Raw genomic sequence first — 16,296 nt, forward strand, 5'->3', positions numbered from 1 at the left:
CGCGGCCGTGGATCTCACGCCTTGCGTCCCACTCCGCCGAAGCCCGAGAACGCGTACGGGTCCTCGGGCGTCCCCCCGTCCTCCGGGTCCTCGGTGCCCTCGGGCTGCCACAGCGGCATGAACACGACGCCGGGTTCGACGAGCTCGAAGCCGTCGAAGAAGCGGCCGATCTGCTCGCCGCTGCGCATGACGAGCGGGTTGCGGATGTCCCGGTAGACGCCGACGGTGCCGCTCGCGACCTCCTGCGACAGCGGGATCCCCTCGTACGAGGCGTGCGTGAGCACGAGGAGGCTGCCGGGGGCCAGTGCGTCGCGCAGCTCGGCGACGGCGGCGTACGGGTCGTCCGAGTCCTCCAGGAAGTGCAGGACGGCGACGAGCAGCAGGGCGACCGGGCGTTCGAGGTCGAGCAGCTGCGTGACCTCGGGGGCGGCGAGGATGTCCTGCGGCTTGCGCAGGTCGGCGGCGACGATGTCGGTGTGCTCGTTCCCGGCGAGGACGGCCCGGCTGTGCGCGACGGCCACCGGGTCGTGGTCCACGTAGACGACGCGGGCCTCGGGGCTGGCGGCCCGGGCGATCTCGTGGACGTTGCCGAAGGTCGGGATGCCGGAGCCGATGTCGAGGAACTGGGTGACGCCCTGGGCCACGGCGTAGCGGACGGCGCGGCGCATGAACGCCCGGTTGGCCTGCATGATCTTGGGCAGGCCCGGCAGGAACTCCATGGCGCGGCGGGCGGCCTGGCGATCGACCTCGAAGTTGTGGGAGCCGCCCAGGTAGTAGTCGTAGATGCGGGACACGCTCGGCACCGATATGTCGATACCTGGCGGGGCCCAGGCGGGGCGCTCCATCGGGGTCTCCAAGCCGTAGTCCTGCGCGGTCGTCCGGGATCGGACGCCTGTCCGAGCCGAATGTACTGATCATTGCCCAACGGAGCGAGCAAAAGCGGAAATTGGTGATCCGTTCTTCATCACACACCAAAGGCCTCCACGGCCCCTCCCGCAGCGAATGACCGAAACCGACAAGTCGCTTTTGGGAATACGCAGGAAGATGATCGGAATTCGTCATTCCGTGGCTTAAACCTCTACGGTCTCCGCGCCACCCGTTCAGGCGAACCACGGCTGACCTCCGCGTGCGCGGGCGCACGTGAGCCCATGCTCCCCGGGTGAACAGAGCCTGTACCAGACGCCTGCTGGTGGTCCCGGTCCTGCTGTGGGCGGCGCTGTCCGCCACACCGGCCGTGGCTGATAGCAGCGCCTACGCGACGATCGACGCCGGGGACGGCGCGAGCGCCCTCGCGCTGGTCGCGACCACCGGAAGCGGCGCGGCCGCGAGCGTCCGGGGTGGCGGACATCACGGCGCCGGGCCGTCCGACGACCGGGGCGACGGCCACGGGAACGGCCACGGCCCGGGGAACGGGCACGAGCACGGCCACGGGCACGGAGGACACCACGGACACGGCGGACACCACTGCCCGCCGCCGCCTCCCCCGCCGTGTCCGCCGAAGCCGACCCCGACCCCCACCCCCACCCCGACGCCCACGCCGCCTCCGCCGCCGCCGCCGAAGCCACCGGTGCCCGCCCCGAAGCCCACGCCGCCGCCCCCGCCACCTCCGCAGGCCAAGCCGCAGCCGAAGCCGCCGGTGCCGGCCCCGCCGAAGCCGGTGCCGCCGCCCCCGCTCCAGGTGAAGGCGCCCGACCCCGTGGTGACGCCCCCGCCCCCGCCCCCGAAGAAGCCGGTGGCCAGGCCCGCCTACCACACGGCGGCCGTGAAGCGGCCCGAGCACCACATCTCACCGGTGACCTTCACCCTGATGACCGCGGCTCCCGCGGTGCTCGCGATCGTCGCGCTGCGCCCGCGCTAGACCCGCCCCGCACACCAGACTTCGTGACCGATTGGGAGTCATCTTGTCGGAATGGCTCGTCCTGACCCTCGCGATGGCGGCGGCCTGCGCCGTGGTGCTGTCCATCGCCTTCATCAACCAACGGCGGATCGGCGACGACGACGATCCCAGCGAGACCCCGGACGTCATCGAGTACATGACGATGATGATCGGCGTGATCTACGCGATCGTGCTGGGCCTGGCGATCGCGGGTGTCTGGGAGGGCCGCGGGGCCGCCCAGGAGTACGTGCGCCAGGAGGCCCAGGCCCTGCACGAGATCAGCGTCCGCTCCGAGGTCTACCCGGCCGACGTGCGCAAGAAGATCCGGTCCGACGTCGACGCGTACGTGACGTACGTGGTGGACACGGAGTGGAAGGAGATGGCCGACCACGGCGATCTCACCGACCGCAGCGGGGAGCTGCTGGAACGTATCCGCCGGGACGTCACGGACTACGAACCGCAGACCGACCACGAGGGACAGGCGTACCAGCCGCTCGTGGACCAGGTCGCGATCGCGGACGACGCGCGCAACGCACGCGGCCAGAGCGCCGGGGCGACGATGCCGGGGGTGGTGTGGTTCGGGCTGATCGCAGGGGCACTGGTGACGGTGGGCCTGGTCTTCACCCTGCAGATCCGCCGCTCGTTCCGGGAACTGCTGCTGGCGGGCCTGTTCAGTGCCCTGATCGCCTTCCTGCTGTTCCTGATCTGGGACTTCGACGCACCGTTCGGACGCGGTATCGCCGCGACCGCCGAACCCTTCCTCGCCCAGTTCCCGCACCTGCCGCTCGGCGGCTGAGGCGCGGGGCCGGGCCCCGGGCGCACGCACCCGCGCCCCACCCAAACCGGGGACGGGCCTCCCGTCCCCGGTTCGGCCTACGTCCGTGCCCCATTCGCCCGTTCCTGATCGCGGGTCACCACGCCCGGACCTAGCGTGTCGGACATCGAGGCGCACGACCTCCCACGTGCGGAAACCGTTCCGCGGCTGCTCCTCGGAGATCCGGAGATCAACCATGGGTGCGATACGCAGCAACGCCACAGCCCTGCTGAGCGCCGGCGCCACGTGCGCCGTACTCGCGCTCGGCGCCCTCGGCGCGCCCTCCGCGACCGCGGCCGAGCCCGTCACCCCCTTCGCCGTCGCCATCACTCCATCGCAGGTCGCCCCGGGCGGCCAGACGGTGGTCTCCGCCCCCGGCTGCAACGTCGCCGAAGCCACCGTCTCGTCCGGAGTCTTCGACACGGTCGTCATCGGACGCGGGAAGACCGCCCGGGTGACCGTGGACAGCGACGCCCGGCGCGGAGCCGTCTACTCCGTCACCTTCACCTGCAACGGGGTGAACCGTTCGGCGGACCTCACCATCACCGGCGGCACAACCAAGCCCACCACCAGCTCCACCTCCACGTCGACGGCCGCCTCCGCGGCCTCCCGGGGTGCCTCCCTCGGCGTACGCGGCGGTCTGGGCGGCAGCGTGGCCGGGATGGATCCCCGGGAGCTCGGCGCGGGCGCCGCGCTCTTCCTCGCGGCCGCCGGCGGTACGGCGTACGTACTGCGCCGCCGCGCCGCCACCCGCGGCCACTGAGCACACCACACCCCCCACCTCACACTCCACGCCCCGGAGCACCGACCGCCGGTCGCCCCGAGTCCTGGGAAGGAATCGGGGCGACCGGCGGTTCCCGGGTCACTGCGGACGGCGAAGGGCTCGGCCGGGCGGGCCCGGCCGTCAGGCCCGCCCGCGCAGCGGACGACGGCGGCGCATCACGTGCACGCCCGCGCCCAGGGCCGCGGCGCCGACCAGGCCCGACCCGATGGCGGTTTCGGCGGTGGACGGGCCGAACGAGCCGCCGATACCGCCCTGTGCGCCGTTGCCCCGCAGGATCGTGAAGCGGTGCGTGGCGACCAGGCTGTTGTCGTGGCACTTGACGGACAGCGTGTGGTTGCCCGGTGAGGCGTGGTTGAAGATCCGGACGGTGGCGAACCCGATGGAGCCGGCCGACAGGTTCGTCTGGGGAAAGTTGCCGGCCGACCAGACGGTGCCGCCGTGACGGCAGCCGGCCGCGCTGACCTGCATCGTCGAGCCCTGGTGCACGGAGTACGGATTGACGGTGACATTGCTCGGCCCGTTGCCGCCATTGCCGCCGTTACCGCCATTGCCCCCGTTGCCGCCGTTGCCGCCCTGGCCCGACGGCGATCCGCCCAAGGGGGCTCCGCCCAACGGGTCCGACGGGTTCGCGGTGGCGAACGGGGTACTGAGCCCGACGGCGACGACGGCCGCCGCGGCCACGGTGAGGGCGCGGAGAACACGCATGGTGGAACCTCCAGCGGGAAGCGCCCCGGAGCGGTCGCCCGGGAAGATCGACGAGAACGCCTCCCACGTCGAACCCTCGGGGCGGGTCGCAACCAGCGCATTTCCGGCTTTGGGCCGCAAGGTTGAGCGACACGCCGACAGCCGCGCGGCTCAGCTGACGGATCCGCAGGTCACGACCCGTCAGGCATTTATGTGACGAATACCTGGATGGGCGCACCCCTTCCGGCCGTGCCACCACCCGTTCGCCCTTCACCGATCGCCGTCTTGCGCACGCAGCCTTAGCGTGCGTGAGGAAGGGCGTACAGGGGTGGGACAGGAACGCGGGTCGGGACCCCCGCGTCGGGAAGGGAGAGCCATGACCGAGGACGAGAGCGAGCAGCCACCGAGAAGACGATCCCCCTGGGGCGTGCTCGCACTGGTCATGCTCAGCGGCCTCGCCATGATGCGCAACGGAGCGGACGTCGGCGACGGGCCGCCGCAGCCGACCGCCGCGGCGGCGGTCGGGGTACCGGCCGAGCGGCTGCCGGCAGATCCGCCGGCACAGGGTGAGCAGCCGATGCGGCAGCAGGGCGAGGCGCGCCCGGAGGTGGCGCCGCTGGAGCACTCTTCGGTCCAGCGCATCCGCATCCCCAACATCAAGGTGGACGCGCCGGTGATGACGGTCGGGCTGGACGCGCAGGGCTGGATCGAGGCCCCGCCCCCGCAGGACCCGAATCTGGCCGGCTGGTACCTCAACGGCATCTCGCCGGGCCAGCGCGGCTCGGCGGTGATCGTCGGCCACGTCGACAACGCGAACGGCCCGGCGGTCTTCTACGGCCTCGGTTCGCTGCGCAAGGGCAACCACATCGAGGTGGAGCGGTACGACGGGCATACGGCGGTGTTCGAGGTGTACGGGGTGGAGGTCTTCTCGAAGGAGACCTTCCCCGGAGCCCGGGTGTACGGGGACAACGGGCACGCGGAGCTGCGGGTGATCACCTGCGGCGGGGGCTACTCCAAGGCCCGGGGCTACGACGGCAACGTCGTCGTCTTCGCCCGGATGGTGGAGGCGCGCTGAGCGGCGGCGGACCGCCGCCGCACCGCGCGGGCGCACACCCTGCCGCCCCGCCGGGGAGGACCCTCCTCAGCGGGGCGGCAGCTTCGGCGTCGTCATCCGGTACCCGCGCGCGAGGAGCTGGGGCAGGTAGGTGCTCACCGCCTGCACGCTCTGCGAGCGGTCGCCGCCCGCGTCGTGGTTCAGCACGATCACGCCGGGCGCCGCGCCCTTGAGGGCGTTCGAGACGATCGTCGCGGTTCCCGGCTCCTTCCAGTCCAGGGTGTCCACCGTCCAGGCCAGCGGTTCCATGCCCAGCTCGGCCCCGATCTCGAACGCCGCCCGGTTCCACGCCCCGTACGGCGCCCGGAACCACTGCGGCGCCTCTCCCACCGCCTGCTGGACGACCTCGCTGGTGCGGGCGATCTCGGAGGCGAGGGCGGGCCGGCTCAGTGTGGGGATGAGCGGATGGGTCCAGGTGTGGTTGCCGATGACGTGGCCCTCGGCGGCCATCCTGCGCAGCAGGTCCCGGTTGTCGGTGGCCATCTCCCCGCAGACGAAGAACATGGCGCGGACGCCGTACCGGGCGAGGGTGTCGAGGATGGCGGGCGTGTAGCGGGGGTCGGGCCCGTCGTCGAAGGTGAGCACCATGGAGCTCGCCGTGCTCGCGTCGGGCGGCAGTTCGAGGATGGGCCGGGTCCGTACGGCGGGCCGTGCGGCGGGCGGCCGCAGCGGGGCCTCGGCGGTCATGGGGCTCAGCCGGTACGCGGCCTGCCCGGGCGCCTGCGGGCGCAGGGCGCGGACTCCGCCCGGTCCGGCGGCGCCCCCGGGTCCCGGCAGGCCTCCGCCCGCCGTACCGGCGCCGAGGCCCGCGCCCGGGGTGCCGCCCGCCGCGCTCTGGCCGGGCGCGCCGGTCTCGCCGCCGGTGAGCAGTCCGGCGGCCGCGGCGACTCCGAGGAAGACGGCGGAGCGCAGGAGCACGCGTCGCCCTACTGTCGGCTCGTCATTTTTCATTATTACTACGTATCAACGACATCCCCGCAGAGGTCGGGAGGCACGAAGGCGTGCGCTCCCCCTCACCCGTTCAGCCGCGCCGCACCAGCGGGAACGGCAGCGTCTCGCGGATGGTGAGGCCCGTGAGGAACATGACCAGCCGGTCGACGCCGATGCCCAGGCCGCCGGTCGGCGGCATCGCGTACTCCAGCGCGTCCAGGAAGTCGTTGTCGAGCTCCATCGCCTCGGGATCGCCGCCCGCGGCGAGCAGCGACTGGGCGGTGAGCCGGCGCCGCTGCTCCACCGGATCGGTCAGCTCCGAGTACGCGGTGCCCAGCTCGGTCCCGAAGGCGACCAGGTCCCAGCGCTCGGCCAGGCGCGGGTCCACCCGGTGCTGCCGGGTCAGCGGGGAGACGTCGGTGGGGAAGTCCTTGTAGAAGGTGGGCAGCTCGGTCCTCTCCTCCACCAGCCGCTCGTACATCTCCAGCACCACGTCCCCGCGGGTGTCCTCGGGCGTGTGGGGGACGTCGGCCCGGTCGCAGAGCCGGCGCAGCACGTGCTCCTCGGTGTCGGCGTCGACCTCCTCCCCGAGCGCCTCGCTGATGGCCCCGTACACCGTCTTGACCGGCCAGATCCCGGAGATGTCGTGCACGACCAGCTTTCCGTCCGGCCCCGCCTTGTGGGCGACGGGCGAGCCGAAGGCGGCGGTCGCGGCGCCCTGGATCAGCTCGCGCGTGAGGTCGAGCATCACGTCGTAGTCGGCGAAGGCCTGGTAGGCCTCCAGCATCGTGAACTCGGGGTTGTGCTTGTAGGAGACGCCCTCGTTGCGGAAGGTGCGGCCCATCTCGAAGACCTTCTCCAGGCCGCCGACGCACAGCCGCTTCAGGTAGAGCTCGGGCGCGATGCGCAGGTACAGGTCGAGGTCGTAGGCGTTGATGTGGGTCCGGAAGGGCCTCGCGTTGGCCCCGCCGTGGATCTGCTGGAGCATCGGGGTCTCGACCTCCAGGTACCCGCGGTCCAGCAGCCCCTGGCGCAGCGCCTGAACGGCCGAGGAGCGGGCCCGTACGACGTCCCGCGCCTCGGGGCTCGCGACCAGGTCGAGGTAGCGGCGCCGCACGCGCGCCTCGGGGTCGGCGAGACCCTTGCGCTTGTCCGGCAGCGGGCGCAGGCATTTGCCGGTGAGCTGCCAGGAGGAGACCACGAGGGAGGGCTCGCCGCTGCGGCTGGCGCCGATCTCCCCGCTCGCGACCACGTGGTCGCCGAAGTCGACCTGGGAGGTGAAGGAGTCGAGTACGCCGGCGCCGCTCTCGTCCCGGGTGAGGATCAGCTGCATGTCCCCGGACCAGTCGCGCAGGACGGCGAAGACCACCCCGCCGAGGTCGCGTACGAGCATCACCCGGCCGGCGAGCGTGGCCTGTTCCCCGGAGCGGGCGCCGGGCGGGTGTACGGGAAGGGCCGCCCGCAGCTCGGCCACGGTGTGGGTGCGCTGCCGGATGCCGACCGGGTACGGGTCGGTGCCGGCGGCCCGGATCCGCTCCATCTTGTCGTGGCGTACGCGGACCTGTTCGGGCAGGCGCTCGGCCCGCGAGGCCGTTTCCGCCTCCACGCCCACGAGGTCCAGGGCGAGGGAGTCGAGGGAGGGCAGCCCCTCGGTGCTGGTGGGTGCGGTGAGCCCCTTGGGGTGCGCGTTGCCCCAGAGCTTGCGCAGGCTGGGTACGGAGACGAAGCCCTCGGCGATGCCGGAGGCGAGGCTGACCCGAGCGAGCGAGCCGGCGTCCTGGTAGCAGAGGAACCTCGGGTACCACTCGGGCCCGTACTTCACGTTCGAGCGGTACAGGGCCTCCAGCTGCCACCAGCGGGAGAAGAAGAGCAGCAGCTTGCGCCAGAGCTTGAGCACCGGCCCGGCGCCGATGCGCCCTCCCTCCTCGAAGGCGGAGCGGAAGACGGCGAAGTTCAGGGAGATCCGGCGCACGCCCAGGCCGGGCGCCGCGGCGCACAGCTCGGCGACCATGAACTCCATGACCCCGTTGGGGGCGGTGCGGTCGCGGCGCATCAGGTCCAGGGAGATGCCGTCCTTCCCCCAGGGGACGAAGGAGAGCAGGGCGATCAGCTCCCCTTGGGCGTCGAAGGCCTCGACGAGCAGGCAGTCCCCGTCGGCGGGGTCTCCGAGCCGGTCCAGCGCCATGGAGAACCCGCGCTCGGTCTCGGTGTCGCGCCAGGTGTCGGCGCGCTCGATGATCCGCTGCATCTCCTCCTCGCTGAGGGCGGAGTGGCGGCGGATGAGGGTGGTGGCGCCGGTGCGCTTGACGCGGTTGACGGCCTGGCGCGTGACGCGCATGTCGCGGCCGTCGAGGTCGAAGTGGGCGACGTGCAGGATGGCCTCGTCGCCGAGCTGGAGGGCGCCGAGCCCGGAGCGGGCGTACGCGGTGGCCCCCTCCTCGGAGGCGCCCATGACGGCGGGCTGCCAGCCGTGGCGGCGGGCGACGGTCAGCCAGGCGTCGACGGCGGCGCTCCAGGCGGCGGGGTCGCCGACCGGGTCGCCGCTGGCGAGGCAGACGCCGGCCTCGACGCGGTAGGTGACGCCGGCCCTGCCGTTGGGGGCGAAGACGACGGCCTTGTCGCGGCGGGTGGCGAAGTAGCCGAGGGAGTCGCCCCGGCCGTAGGCGCCGAGCAGGGCGCGGATACGGGGCTCCTCGTCCCCGTGCAGGGCGGCGGTCAGCCGCTGGGAGCGGAACAGGGTCGAGGCGGCGTTCAGCAGGGCGAGGGCGCCGAACAGGCCGAGGAAGAAGTACAGGGGGCGGGGCGGCTGGCCGTCGAACTGGCGGGGCGAGACGAGGCCGCCGAAGACCTGCCGGGCCGCCCAGTCCAGCCACTGCCCCTTGGGCAGGGTGCCGGGGAACAGCGCGACCAGCCCCCAGCCGACGAGCACGGCGACGAGCAGCCCGAGGCCCAGGACGAGCATCGCGCGCCAGAAGGCGCCGGGCCGCGAGGCGGCGTAGAACTCCTTGCGGGCGGCGATCAGCACGCCGAGGGCGGCGACGGCGATGGCCATCGAGGGCCCGCCGATCCAGTAGTACTCGTCGGCGATGATCAGGACGTCGACCAGGATGAGCAGGGCCAGATAGGTGACGACGATCCACCAGGCGACCTTCTTGCGGGTGCCCAGCGCGGCGGCGAGGAGGAAGAGGAAGACGGCGTAGGCCAGGTTGGCGCTGACCGGTACCACGATCTCGTCCAGGAAGCGCACGACCTGCCGCAGCAGGTGCCTCAGCGTCGGGGAGAGCGCCAGCACGGCGCACAGCAGTCCGAGCGTTCCGAAGAACGCGGCGAACGCGTCGGGCACCCGGTTCAGGAAGCGGTTCCGGGTGCCCCGGGTCTCCTCCACGGTGGCACTCATGGTTCGCACTGTAGGGAGGCCCGCGCCGCGGCGCGCGGCGAAGCGCATAACCTCGATGACGTGACTGAGCACGTGAACACGGGATTCGAACGCGGTACGGACGGTCCGAAGGTGATCCTCGCCGGGGTGGACGGGTCGGAGTCCTCGCTGCGGGCGGCGGCGTACGCGGCGGGGCTGGCCCGGCGCCAGCACGCGCTGCTGGCGCTGGTGTACGTCCAGCCGGTGATGCCGGCCGGGGCCTCGCTGGGCGCGCCGGTGGCCGACACCACCGGGGAGATCGCCGAGGGGCTGGTGGCAGAGATCCGGGAGGCGGCGGAGCGGGTCAGGGGCGTCTACGACGTGCGCTGGCAGTTCCACACCTTCCGCGGGGACCCGTACGCGGGGCTGGTGGGCGCGGCGGACGAGCTGAAGGCGGACGCGGTGGTGGTCGGCGCCTCGGAGCAGGCCGGGCACCGGATCGTCGGCTCGGTGGCGGTGCGCCTGGTCAAGGCGGGCCGCTGGCCGGTCACGGTGGTTCCGTGACCGGTGGCGGCCGGGGCGGACCGCGCCCTACCTGGCCATCGTCAGGCCGTCCTTGGCCGCGCCGCGGCCGAGGACGGCCTCGCGGATCTCGCTCTGGGCGCTCTCGTACTCCTCGTCGCCCGGGTCCTGGGCGAGGGCGGCCGGCAGGTTGACGACCTTCCCGGCCGACAGGTCCATCATCTGCGGGACGAACTCGGCCTTGGTGACCTGCCAGCGGCCGCCCGCGGCGGCCGGCGGGGCGAAGGTGAAGCGGCCGATCGAGCCGTAGTTGCCGCGCATGTCCCGGGCGCCGGAGTAGTTGAACATCTCGCCGGCGACCTGGTCACCCATGCCGTAGACGATCCAGGTCCCGTTGACCTTCTCGTACGCCTGCGGGATGTGCGCGTGGGTGCCCAGGATCATGTCGATGTCGGGGCGTCCGCCGGTCTGCGAGGCGGTCAGCTCCTTGCCGAGCGAGAGCTGCTTCTCGTCCGGTTCGGTCTGCCATTCGGTGCCCCAGTGCACGCTGACGAGGACCACGTCCGCGCCCGCCTTCCGGGCCGCCCGCGCATCCGCGACGATCTTGTCCTTCTCCATCAGGTTGACGGCCCACGGCTGGCCCTCGGGCATCGGGTAGCCGTTCGTGTCGTACGTGTACGCCAGGTGCGCGACCTTCGCCGAGCCTGCCGTGTACATGGTCGGTGTGGCCGCCTCGGCCGCCGTACGGGCCGAGCCGGCGTGCTTCAGCCCGGCCTCGTCGAACTTGTCCAGGGTGCGCTTCAGCCCCTCGGAACCGGCGTCCAGGGTGTGGTTCGAGGCCGTGGAGCAGCCGTCGTACCCGGCGTCCTTGAGTCCGTCGGCCACCTCCGGCGGGGACTGGAAGGCCGGGTAGCCGGTGAACGGGCCGCCGTCCTCGCCGTACACGGTCTCCATGTGGCACAGGGCCAGGTCGGCGGCCGAGACCACCGGCTTGACCAGGGAGAACATCGGCCTGAAGTCGTGGCCGTCGCCTCCCGCGTCCGCCGCCGCCCGCTTGATGACCGATTCGTGGGGCAGTACGTCGCCGGAGGCGACCAGCGTGAAGCCCTTGGCGGCGGTGGCGGCCGGGGGCGAGTTGCCCCCGGAGCCGGTGGACGGGGCGGGGGCGCGGGAGTTGCCGAGGCGGGCGGGCGCGGGGTCCTTGCCGGAGGAACAGGCCGCAGCGGCCACGGCCAGCAAGGCAGCCGACAGGAGCGCGAGGGCCTGCCGGGTGTGCTTGGTCATCTGAGCCAGCTCTCATTAGTCGGACTATCTGACCATCTGTAATTCATAGAGGGGGACGTCACCAGTCGGCCGTCGGCTCCACGGGGCGCCCTCGCGGCACCGGCCCTCACCCGGGTGGCCGTTCGCCGCGCCGCTCGACCGTTCACCGCCGGGCGCGGCCGCCCACCGGATGACCTGGGCGCTTGGGCGCAACGGCCGGACCGGACGGTTCCCGGGGCGCTCCGTGCAGGTGAGGGTGGGTGCGTCGGAGCCGAACGGACCCAGGAAGGAGCCACTCGTGCCCCTCTCCCCCACCCTCCCGCGCACGGACCCCGAGGCGCTGGCCGAACTCCAGCGCGACCACGGGCGGGCCCTGTTCGGCTTCCTCCTCGGGCTCACGGCCGGGGACGCGCAGCGCGCCGAGGACCTCGTACAGGAGACGCTGGTGCGCGCGTGGCAGCACCCCGAGGTCCTTGAGAGCGCTCACGAATCCATGCGGCCCTGGCTGTTCACGGTGGCGCGCCGGCTCGCGATCGACGCCCGCCGGGCGCGGCTGTCGCGCCCCCAGGAGGTGGACCCGCAGGGGCTGGAGCAGGCGCCCGCGCCCGAGGACGCGGTGGCCGGTTCGGTCACGGCGATCGACGTCCGGCGGGCGGTGGGCTCGCTCGGTCCGGAGCACCGCGAGGTGCTCATGCAGGTCTACTTCCAGGACCGCTCGGTGGCCGAAGCCGCGGCGGAGCTCGGAATTCCGGCCGGAACCGTCAAATCCCGTACGTACTACGCCCTGCGCGCCCTGAGGAAGGGGCTCCAGGGATACGGGTACGGCCTCGGCGCCTGAACGAACCGAATGCACGCGGATCGGACACAAAACGCATCGAAATCGGCCTCAGAGCGTTCAAGTTGGGTAAACATTCCCCGTTCCGCGCGTCGCTCGGTGAAGGCTCATGGCTGACGACGGGAAGCTCGACGCGCGGGAGAAGGTGGAACGGTGCAGCCCGAGGGTACGAACGGCACCAGTGACGGCGGGCTCGCGGTGCCCATGGCATGGCTCTACGCCGAGTACATCGCCGACGAACTGCTGCGCACGGGCCGGCTGATCCCGGTCAGTACCCTGGAATTCCGCGCCGGGCGGGACACGCTCGCGCTGACGATCTACCTCTCCGACGCGGCCGGCGAACTCTCCGGGATCCGGGTGGTGTCGCAGCTCGACGAATGGCTGTCGCTGACGGCGTACGGGCACCCCTGGCGCGACTGGGTGGACACCCGGTTCCTGGCGCTGGGCGAGGAGGCCAGGGAGCGCGGCGGCGGCGAGGCCCCGGACCTGGAACTGGCCCGGGCGGCCTGGCGCTGGCTGGACCGCACCGAACTGTTCGCCACCAACCTGGACCCGGCCCGGCCCGGCTACGCCGACACCCCGCCGGCGCTCGACGAGAACGCGCGGGTGTGGACGCCGGCCTGGCAACTCGGCCTGCCCCTGGGCCATTTGGCCATGCACCTCTTCTGAGGGAACCCCCCGGGAAGGATCAGCCGGGCGGCCGGTAGGGGCCCGGCGCCTCGGCCGGATCCATCACCAGCCCGGTGAAATCGGCCTCGTTGCGCTCGGCCCGGGTGACGTACCACCGGGCGATCAGCCACATCACCGGGTACGCGACCAGGCCGAGCGTCACCCAGACCAGCGGACCCGAAGCCGAGCGCGACAGCCTGAACAGCACCGGCAGCGTCCCGACGAGCAGCGCGAGGACACCCAGCGCGCCCAGCCCCGCCCGGAGCTGGCTGCGCATCAGGGCCCGGACGTACGTGGCGCCCAGAGTGGTCTGCTCGGAGATCTCCGAGCGGGCCGGGGTGTGCGCGGGCGGGCGGCGGCGGGCGGCGCGGGGCACCCCCGTGACGACCTCGCGCCGGGGCGGCGGCAGGGGGTGCGGCTGCTGCGGGTGCGGCTGCTGCGGGTCGGCCATGGGGCCGGAGTCTACGCAGGCGCGGGTCATTTGAGGAGGCGGGAGAGCCTGCGGTCGGCGAGCGGCTTTCCCCCCGTCTGGCAGGTCGGGCAGTACTGGAGCGAGGAGTCGGCGAACGACACCGAGCGGACGGTGTCCCCGCACACCGGGCAGGGCTCCCCGTCCCGGCCGTGCACGCGCAGCCCGCTCTTCTTCTCGGCCTTGAGGTTCCCGGCGGCCACCCCGTGCGCCCGCTCGACGGCCTCGGCCAGGGTCCGCCGGACAGCCTCGTACAGGTGGGTGACCTGCTCCTCGTCGAAGGAGGCGGCCAGTTTGAAGGGAGAGACCTTCGCGGCGTGCAGGATCTCGTCGCTGTACGCGTTCCCGATGCCCGCGACGACGCTCTGGTCGCGCAGCACCCCCTTGATCTGCCGCCGCTCCCCCGCGAGCAGCGCGGCGAACGCGTCCCGGTCGAAGGCGTCGGCGAGCGGGTCGGGGCCGAGGCGCGCGATGCCGGGCACCTCCAGGGGGTCGCGCACCACGTACACGGCCAGGCGCTTTTGCGTCCCGGCCTCGGTGAGGTCGAAGCCGCCGCCGCCCTCCAGGGCGACGCGGAGGGCGAGCGGCCCCTTGCCCGGGCGCGGAGGCTTGTCGGGCAGGGCGTCCTGCCAGCGCAGCCAGCCGGCCCGGGCCAGGTGGGTGACGAGGTGGAGCTCGCCGATCCGGATCGCCAGGAACTTCCCGTGGCGGGCGGTGGCCCCGGCCTGCTGCCCTTCGAGGGCGCCGAGCGGCGGATCGTACGTCTTGAGCACGCTGACGGCGAGCGGGAGGACGCGCTCCACCACCCGCCCGGCGAGGTGTTCGTCGAGGAACTCCCGCAGGGCCTCGACCTCGGGCAACTCGGGCATACCCCCACCCTCTCCCGCCGGGCGCGCCCCGGCTACCCGGGCGCGGGCTCAGGGCATCACGAACTCGCACCAGACGCATTTGCCGCCGCCCCGGGGTTCCACGCCCCAGACGTCCGCCAGGCGGTCCACCAGCATCAGGCCGCGGCCCGAGACTCCGGATTCGCCCGCCTCGCGGCGGCGCGGGAGGGCGCTGGAACGGTCCTCGACCTCGACGCGAAGGCGGCGTTCGTGGCCCGCGAGGACCCGGAGGGTCACGATGGCCGGGCCCTCCGTGTGCATCAGGGCGTTCACGATGAGCTCGTCCGCGACGAGTTCTATCTCGTCGGCCCGCTCCCGCGCGCCCCACGCCCGCACCGCCGCGCCGATCATGTGGCGGGCCGCGACCAGGGCTTCCGGGTCCCCGGGGGCCACGTGCTGCTGGAGGCGGCCGCCGCCCTGCGGGGCCTCCTTCGCCTGGCGGCGCAGCAGGAGCAGCGCCATGTCGTCGTCGCCGCCGCGCTCGTCGACCACTCCGCACAGCCGGTCGGCCAGCCGCGCGAGGTCGGCCGGACCGCTGCGGATCAGCGCGGTGAGGAGCTGGATCCCGTCGTCGAGGTCCGCGCCGGGGTGTTCCACGAGGCCGTCGGTGCACAGCACGAGGGTCTCCCCCGGGTCCAGTTCCACGGTGGTCACCGGGTACTCCAGGCGGCCGAACTCCGCCGACAGGCCCAGCGGCATCCCGCCCTCCACCGTGAGGCGCCGGCAGTCCCCGTCCCGGGTGCGCAGCAGCGGGTCGATGTGCCCGGCGCGGACCACTTGCAGGACGCCCGTCGAGAGGTCGGCCTCGACGTAGGTGCAGGTCGCGAAGCGGTCGGTGTCCAGCTCGTGCAGGAAGACGGAGGCCCGGGCCATGACCGTGCCCGGCGCGTGCCCTTCGGCCGCGTACGCGCGCAGCACGATCCGCAGCTGGCCCATGACCGCCGCCGCGTGCGTGTCGTGGCCCTGGACGTCGCCGATGACGGCCCCGACCCGGCCGCCGGGCAGCGGGACGACGTCGTACCAGTCGCCGCCGATGTCCTGGCCCATCCGGGCGGAGCGGTACCGTACGGCGATCTCCGCGCCCGGCACGGACGGGATCCGGCGCGGGAGCATCGCCTGCTGGAGGCCTTCCGCCAGGTCGTGCTCCTGCTCCAGCAGCATCGCCCGCTGCAGGCTCTGCGCGATGCTGCTGCCCAGGGCGATCAGCAGGTTCCGCTCGTCCTGGGTGAAGCCGTCCTTGTCCTGGTAGAGCAGGCCGATGGCGCCGATCGGGCGGGCCTGGGCGATCAGCGGCAGGTAGGCGGCCGCCGAGATCTCCATGTACGAGATCTTCGCCCAGAGGTCGGGGTAGCCCTCGGCGAACTCCTGCGCGGAGTCGAGGAACCGCGGCTGGAGCGAGCGCACGACCTCGCTCATCGGGTACTGCTCGTCGATCCGGGTGTAGCGGGTGCCGGGGACGAAACTGTCCTCCGGCCCCTCGGCCACGAGGTGGATCCGCCCGGCCTCGACCAGACCCATCACCATGCCCATCGAGCCGAGCCGCTCCAGGCCGTGCGCGTCGCCGATGACGTCGATGACGTCCCGAACGGTGCGGGCGTGCGCGAGGGCGGCGGTGGTGCTCTCGACCACCGAGGTCTGGCGGCGCCGCTCCTCGTCGAGACCGAGGCGCTCCGCCGAGTGGCTGAGCTCCTCGGTCGCGTCGCGGACGATGCCGATGACGCGGAACGGGCGGCCGTCGGCGCCGCGCATGACGCGGCCCTGGGTGTGGGTCCAGCGCAGCCGCCCGTCCTGGGTGCGGATCCGGAAGTACGCGCCGTAGCTGTCCTCGCCGCTCTTGAGGACGCTGGAGACGAGCGCGTCCAGCCGGGTCGCCTCGGCGGGCGGGACGCGCGGGCCCAGGGACTCGGGCCGGCCGTCGTACTCCCCGGGCATCATGTCGTACACGTCGAGGGCCGCTGCGTCCATGTGCAGGAGACCGGTCTCCAGGTCCCAGTCGAAACTGCCCATGCGGTTCAGCGAGAGCGACCGGTCCGGGTGTGCGGGCCAGTCGTCCGGCAGCGATACGGTGGTCGGCACCGATCCACCATGACACAC

Annotated in this window: 15 protein-coding genes; 7 read left to right on the forward strand and 8 right to left on the reverse strand. The window is 72.8% G+C overall.

From position 1 onward, the window contains the following. Positions 1–14: 14 nt before the first annotated feature. Positions 15–845, reverse strand: coding sequence for an SAM-dependent methyltransferase (locus CP980_RS05160; RefSeq protein WP_132754761.1), 831 nt, complete (start codon positions 843–845; stop codon positions 15–17). Between the two features lie 314 nt (positions 846–1,159). Between CP980_RS05160 and CP980_RS34995 the strand changes: the two genes are divergently transcribed. From CP980_RS34995 to CP980_RS05175, 3 genes are all read left to right on the forward strand, one after another. Continuing rightward, positions 1,160–1,858, forward strand: coding sequence for a hypothetical protein (locus CP980_RS34995; protein ID WP_167535745.1), 699 nt, complete (start codon positions 1,160–1,162; stop codon positions 1,856–1,858). A 43-nt stretch (positions 1,859–1,901) separates the two neighbouring features. Next, entirely contained in the window at positions 1,902–2,672 is a 771-nt protein-coding gene (locus CP980_RS05170; RefSeq protein ID WP_150492759.1) for a bestrophin-like domain, read from the forward strand. A 214-nt stretch (positions 2,673–2,886) separates the two neighbouring features. Further along, a complete protein-coding gene (locus CP980_RS05175) occupies positions 2,887–3,453 on the forward strand; it encodes a hypothetical protein (RefSeq protein WP_150492760.1) in 567 nt (188 codons plus the stop codon). A gap of 141 nt (positions 3,454–3,594) precedes the next feature. Here CP980_RS05175 and CP980_RS05180 read toward each other — a convergent pair whose 3' ends face one another. Next, positions 3,595–4,179 carry a hypothetical protein gene (locus CP980_RS05180; protein ID WP_132754431.1) on the reverse strand — a complete coding sequence of 195 codons (585 nt, stop codon included), beginning with the start codon at positions 4,177–4,179 and terminating at the stop codon, positions 3,595–3,597. Between the two features lie 355 nt (positions 4,180–4,534). Here CP980_RS05180 and CP980_RS05185 point away from each other — a divergent pair, with 355 nt between their 5' ends. Then, positions 4,535–5,233 (forward strand): class F sortase, encoded by a 699-nt coding sequence (locus CP980_RS05185; RefSeq protein WP_132754433.1) that lies wholly within the window; start codon positions 4,535–4,537, stop codon positions 5,231–5,233. Positions 5,234–5,299: 66 nt separating this feature from the next. On the opposite strand, the gene CP980_RS05190 is transcribed toward CP980_RS05185, so the two are convergent. Together CP980_RS05190 and lysX are read right to left on the reverse strand one after the other, a co-directional pair. After that, on the reverse strand, positions 5,300–6,223 hold the full coding sequence (locus tag CP980_RS05190; RefSeq protein ID WP_150492761.1) for a polysaccharide deacetylase family protein: 924 nt from the start codon (positions 6,221–6,223) through the stop codon (positions 5,300–5,302). A 70-nt stretch (positions 6,224–6,293) separates the two neighbouring features. Then, on the reverse strand, positions 6,294–9,599 hold the full coding sequence (lysX, locus tag CP980_RS05195) for a bifunctional lysylphosphatidylglycerol synthetase/lysine--tRNA ligase LysX (RefSeq protein ID WP_150492762.1): 3,306 nt from the start codon (positions 9,597–9,599) through the stop codon (positions 6,294–6,296). Between the two features lie 60 nt (positions 9,600–9,659). Between lysX and CP980_RS05200 the strand changes: the two genes are divergently transcribed. Beyond that, the gene (locus CP980_RS05200; protein WP_150492763.1) at positions 9,660–10,121 is read left to right on the forward strand and encodes a universal stress protein; all 462 of its coding nucleotides are present in this window, start codon (positions 9,660–9,662) and stop codon (positions 10,119–10,121) included. Positions 10,122–10,148: 27 nt separating this feature from the next. Here CP980_RS05200 and CP980_RS05205 read toward each other — a convergent pair whose 3' ends face one another. Beyond that, entirely contained in the window at positions 10,149–11,363 is a 1,215-nt protein-coding gene (locus CP980_RS05205) for a CapA family protein (RefSeq protein ID WP_150492764.1), read from the reverse strand. Positions 11,364–11,640: 277 nt separating this feature from the next. On the opposite strand from CP980_RS05205, the gene CP980_RS05210 reads away from it, so the two are divergent. After that, positions 11,641–12,180: a sigma-70 family RNA polymerase sigma factor gene (locus CP980_RS05210; RefSeq protein ID WP_132754443.1), complete on the forward strand. Its 540-nt coding sequence runs from the start codon at positions 11,641–11,643 to the stop codon at positions 12,178–12,180. Between the two features lie 201 nt (positions 12,181–12,381). Next, positions 12,382–12,846 (forward strand): hypothetical protein, encoded by a 465-nt coding sequence (locus CP980_RS05215; protein ID WP_132754763.1) that lies wholly within the window; start codon positions 12,382–12,384, stop codon positions 12,844–12,846. Between the two features lie 19 nt (positions 12,847–12,865). On the opposite strand, the gene CP980_RS05220 is transcribed toward CP980_RS05215, so the two are convergent. From CP980_RS05220 to CP980_RS05230, 3 genes are read right to left on the reverse strand one after another with little or no spacing between them, the layout of a single operon-like run. Continuing rightward, a complete protein-coding gene (locus CP980_RS05220; protein ID WP_150492765.1) occupies positions 12,866–13,297 on the reverse strand; it encodes a hypothetical protein in 432 nt (143 codons plus the stop codon). Positions 13,298–13,323: 26 nt separating this feature from the next. Then, positions 13,324–14,184, reverse strand: coding sequence for an Fpg/Nei family DNA glycosylase (locus tag CP980_RS05225; RefSeq protein WP_150492766.1), 861 nt, complete (start codon positions 14,182–14,184; stop codon positions 13,324–13,326). A gap of 48 nt (positions 14,185–14,232) precedes the next feature. Then, positions 14,233–16,296 carry a SpoIIE family protein phosphatase gene (locus CP980_RS05230; RefSeq protein ID WP_150492767.1) on the reverse strand — a complete coding sequence of 688 codons (2,064 nt, stop codon included), beginning with the start codon at positions 16,294–16,296 and terminating at the stop codon, positions 14,233–14,235.

It is taken from the genome of Streptomyces vinaceus, from assembly GCF_008704935.1.
Classification (GTDB): domain Bacteria; phylum Actinomycetota; class Actinomycetes; order Streptomycetales; family Streptomycetaceae; genus Streptomyces; species Streptomyces vinaceus.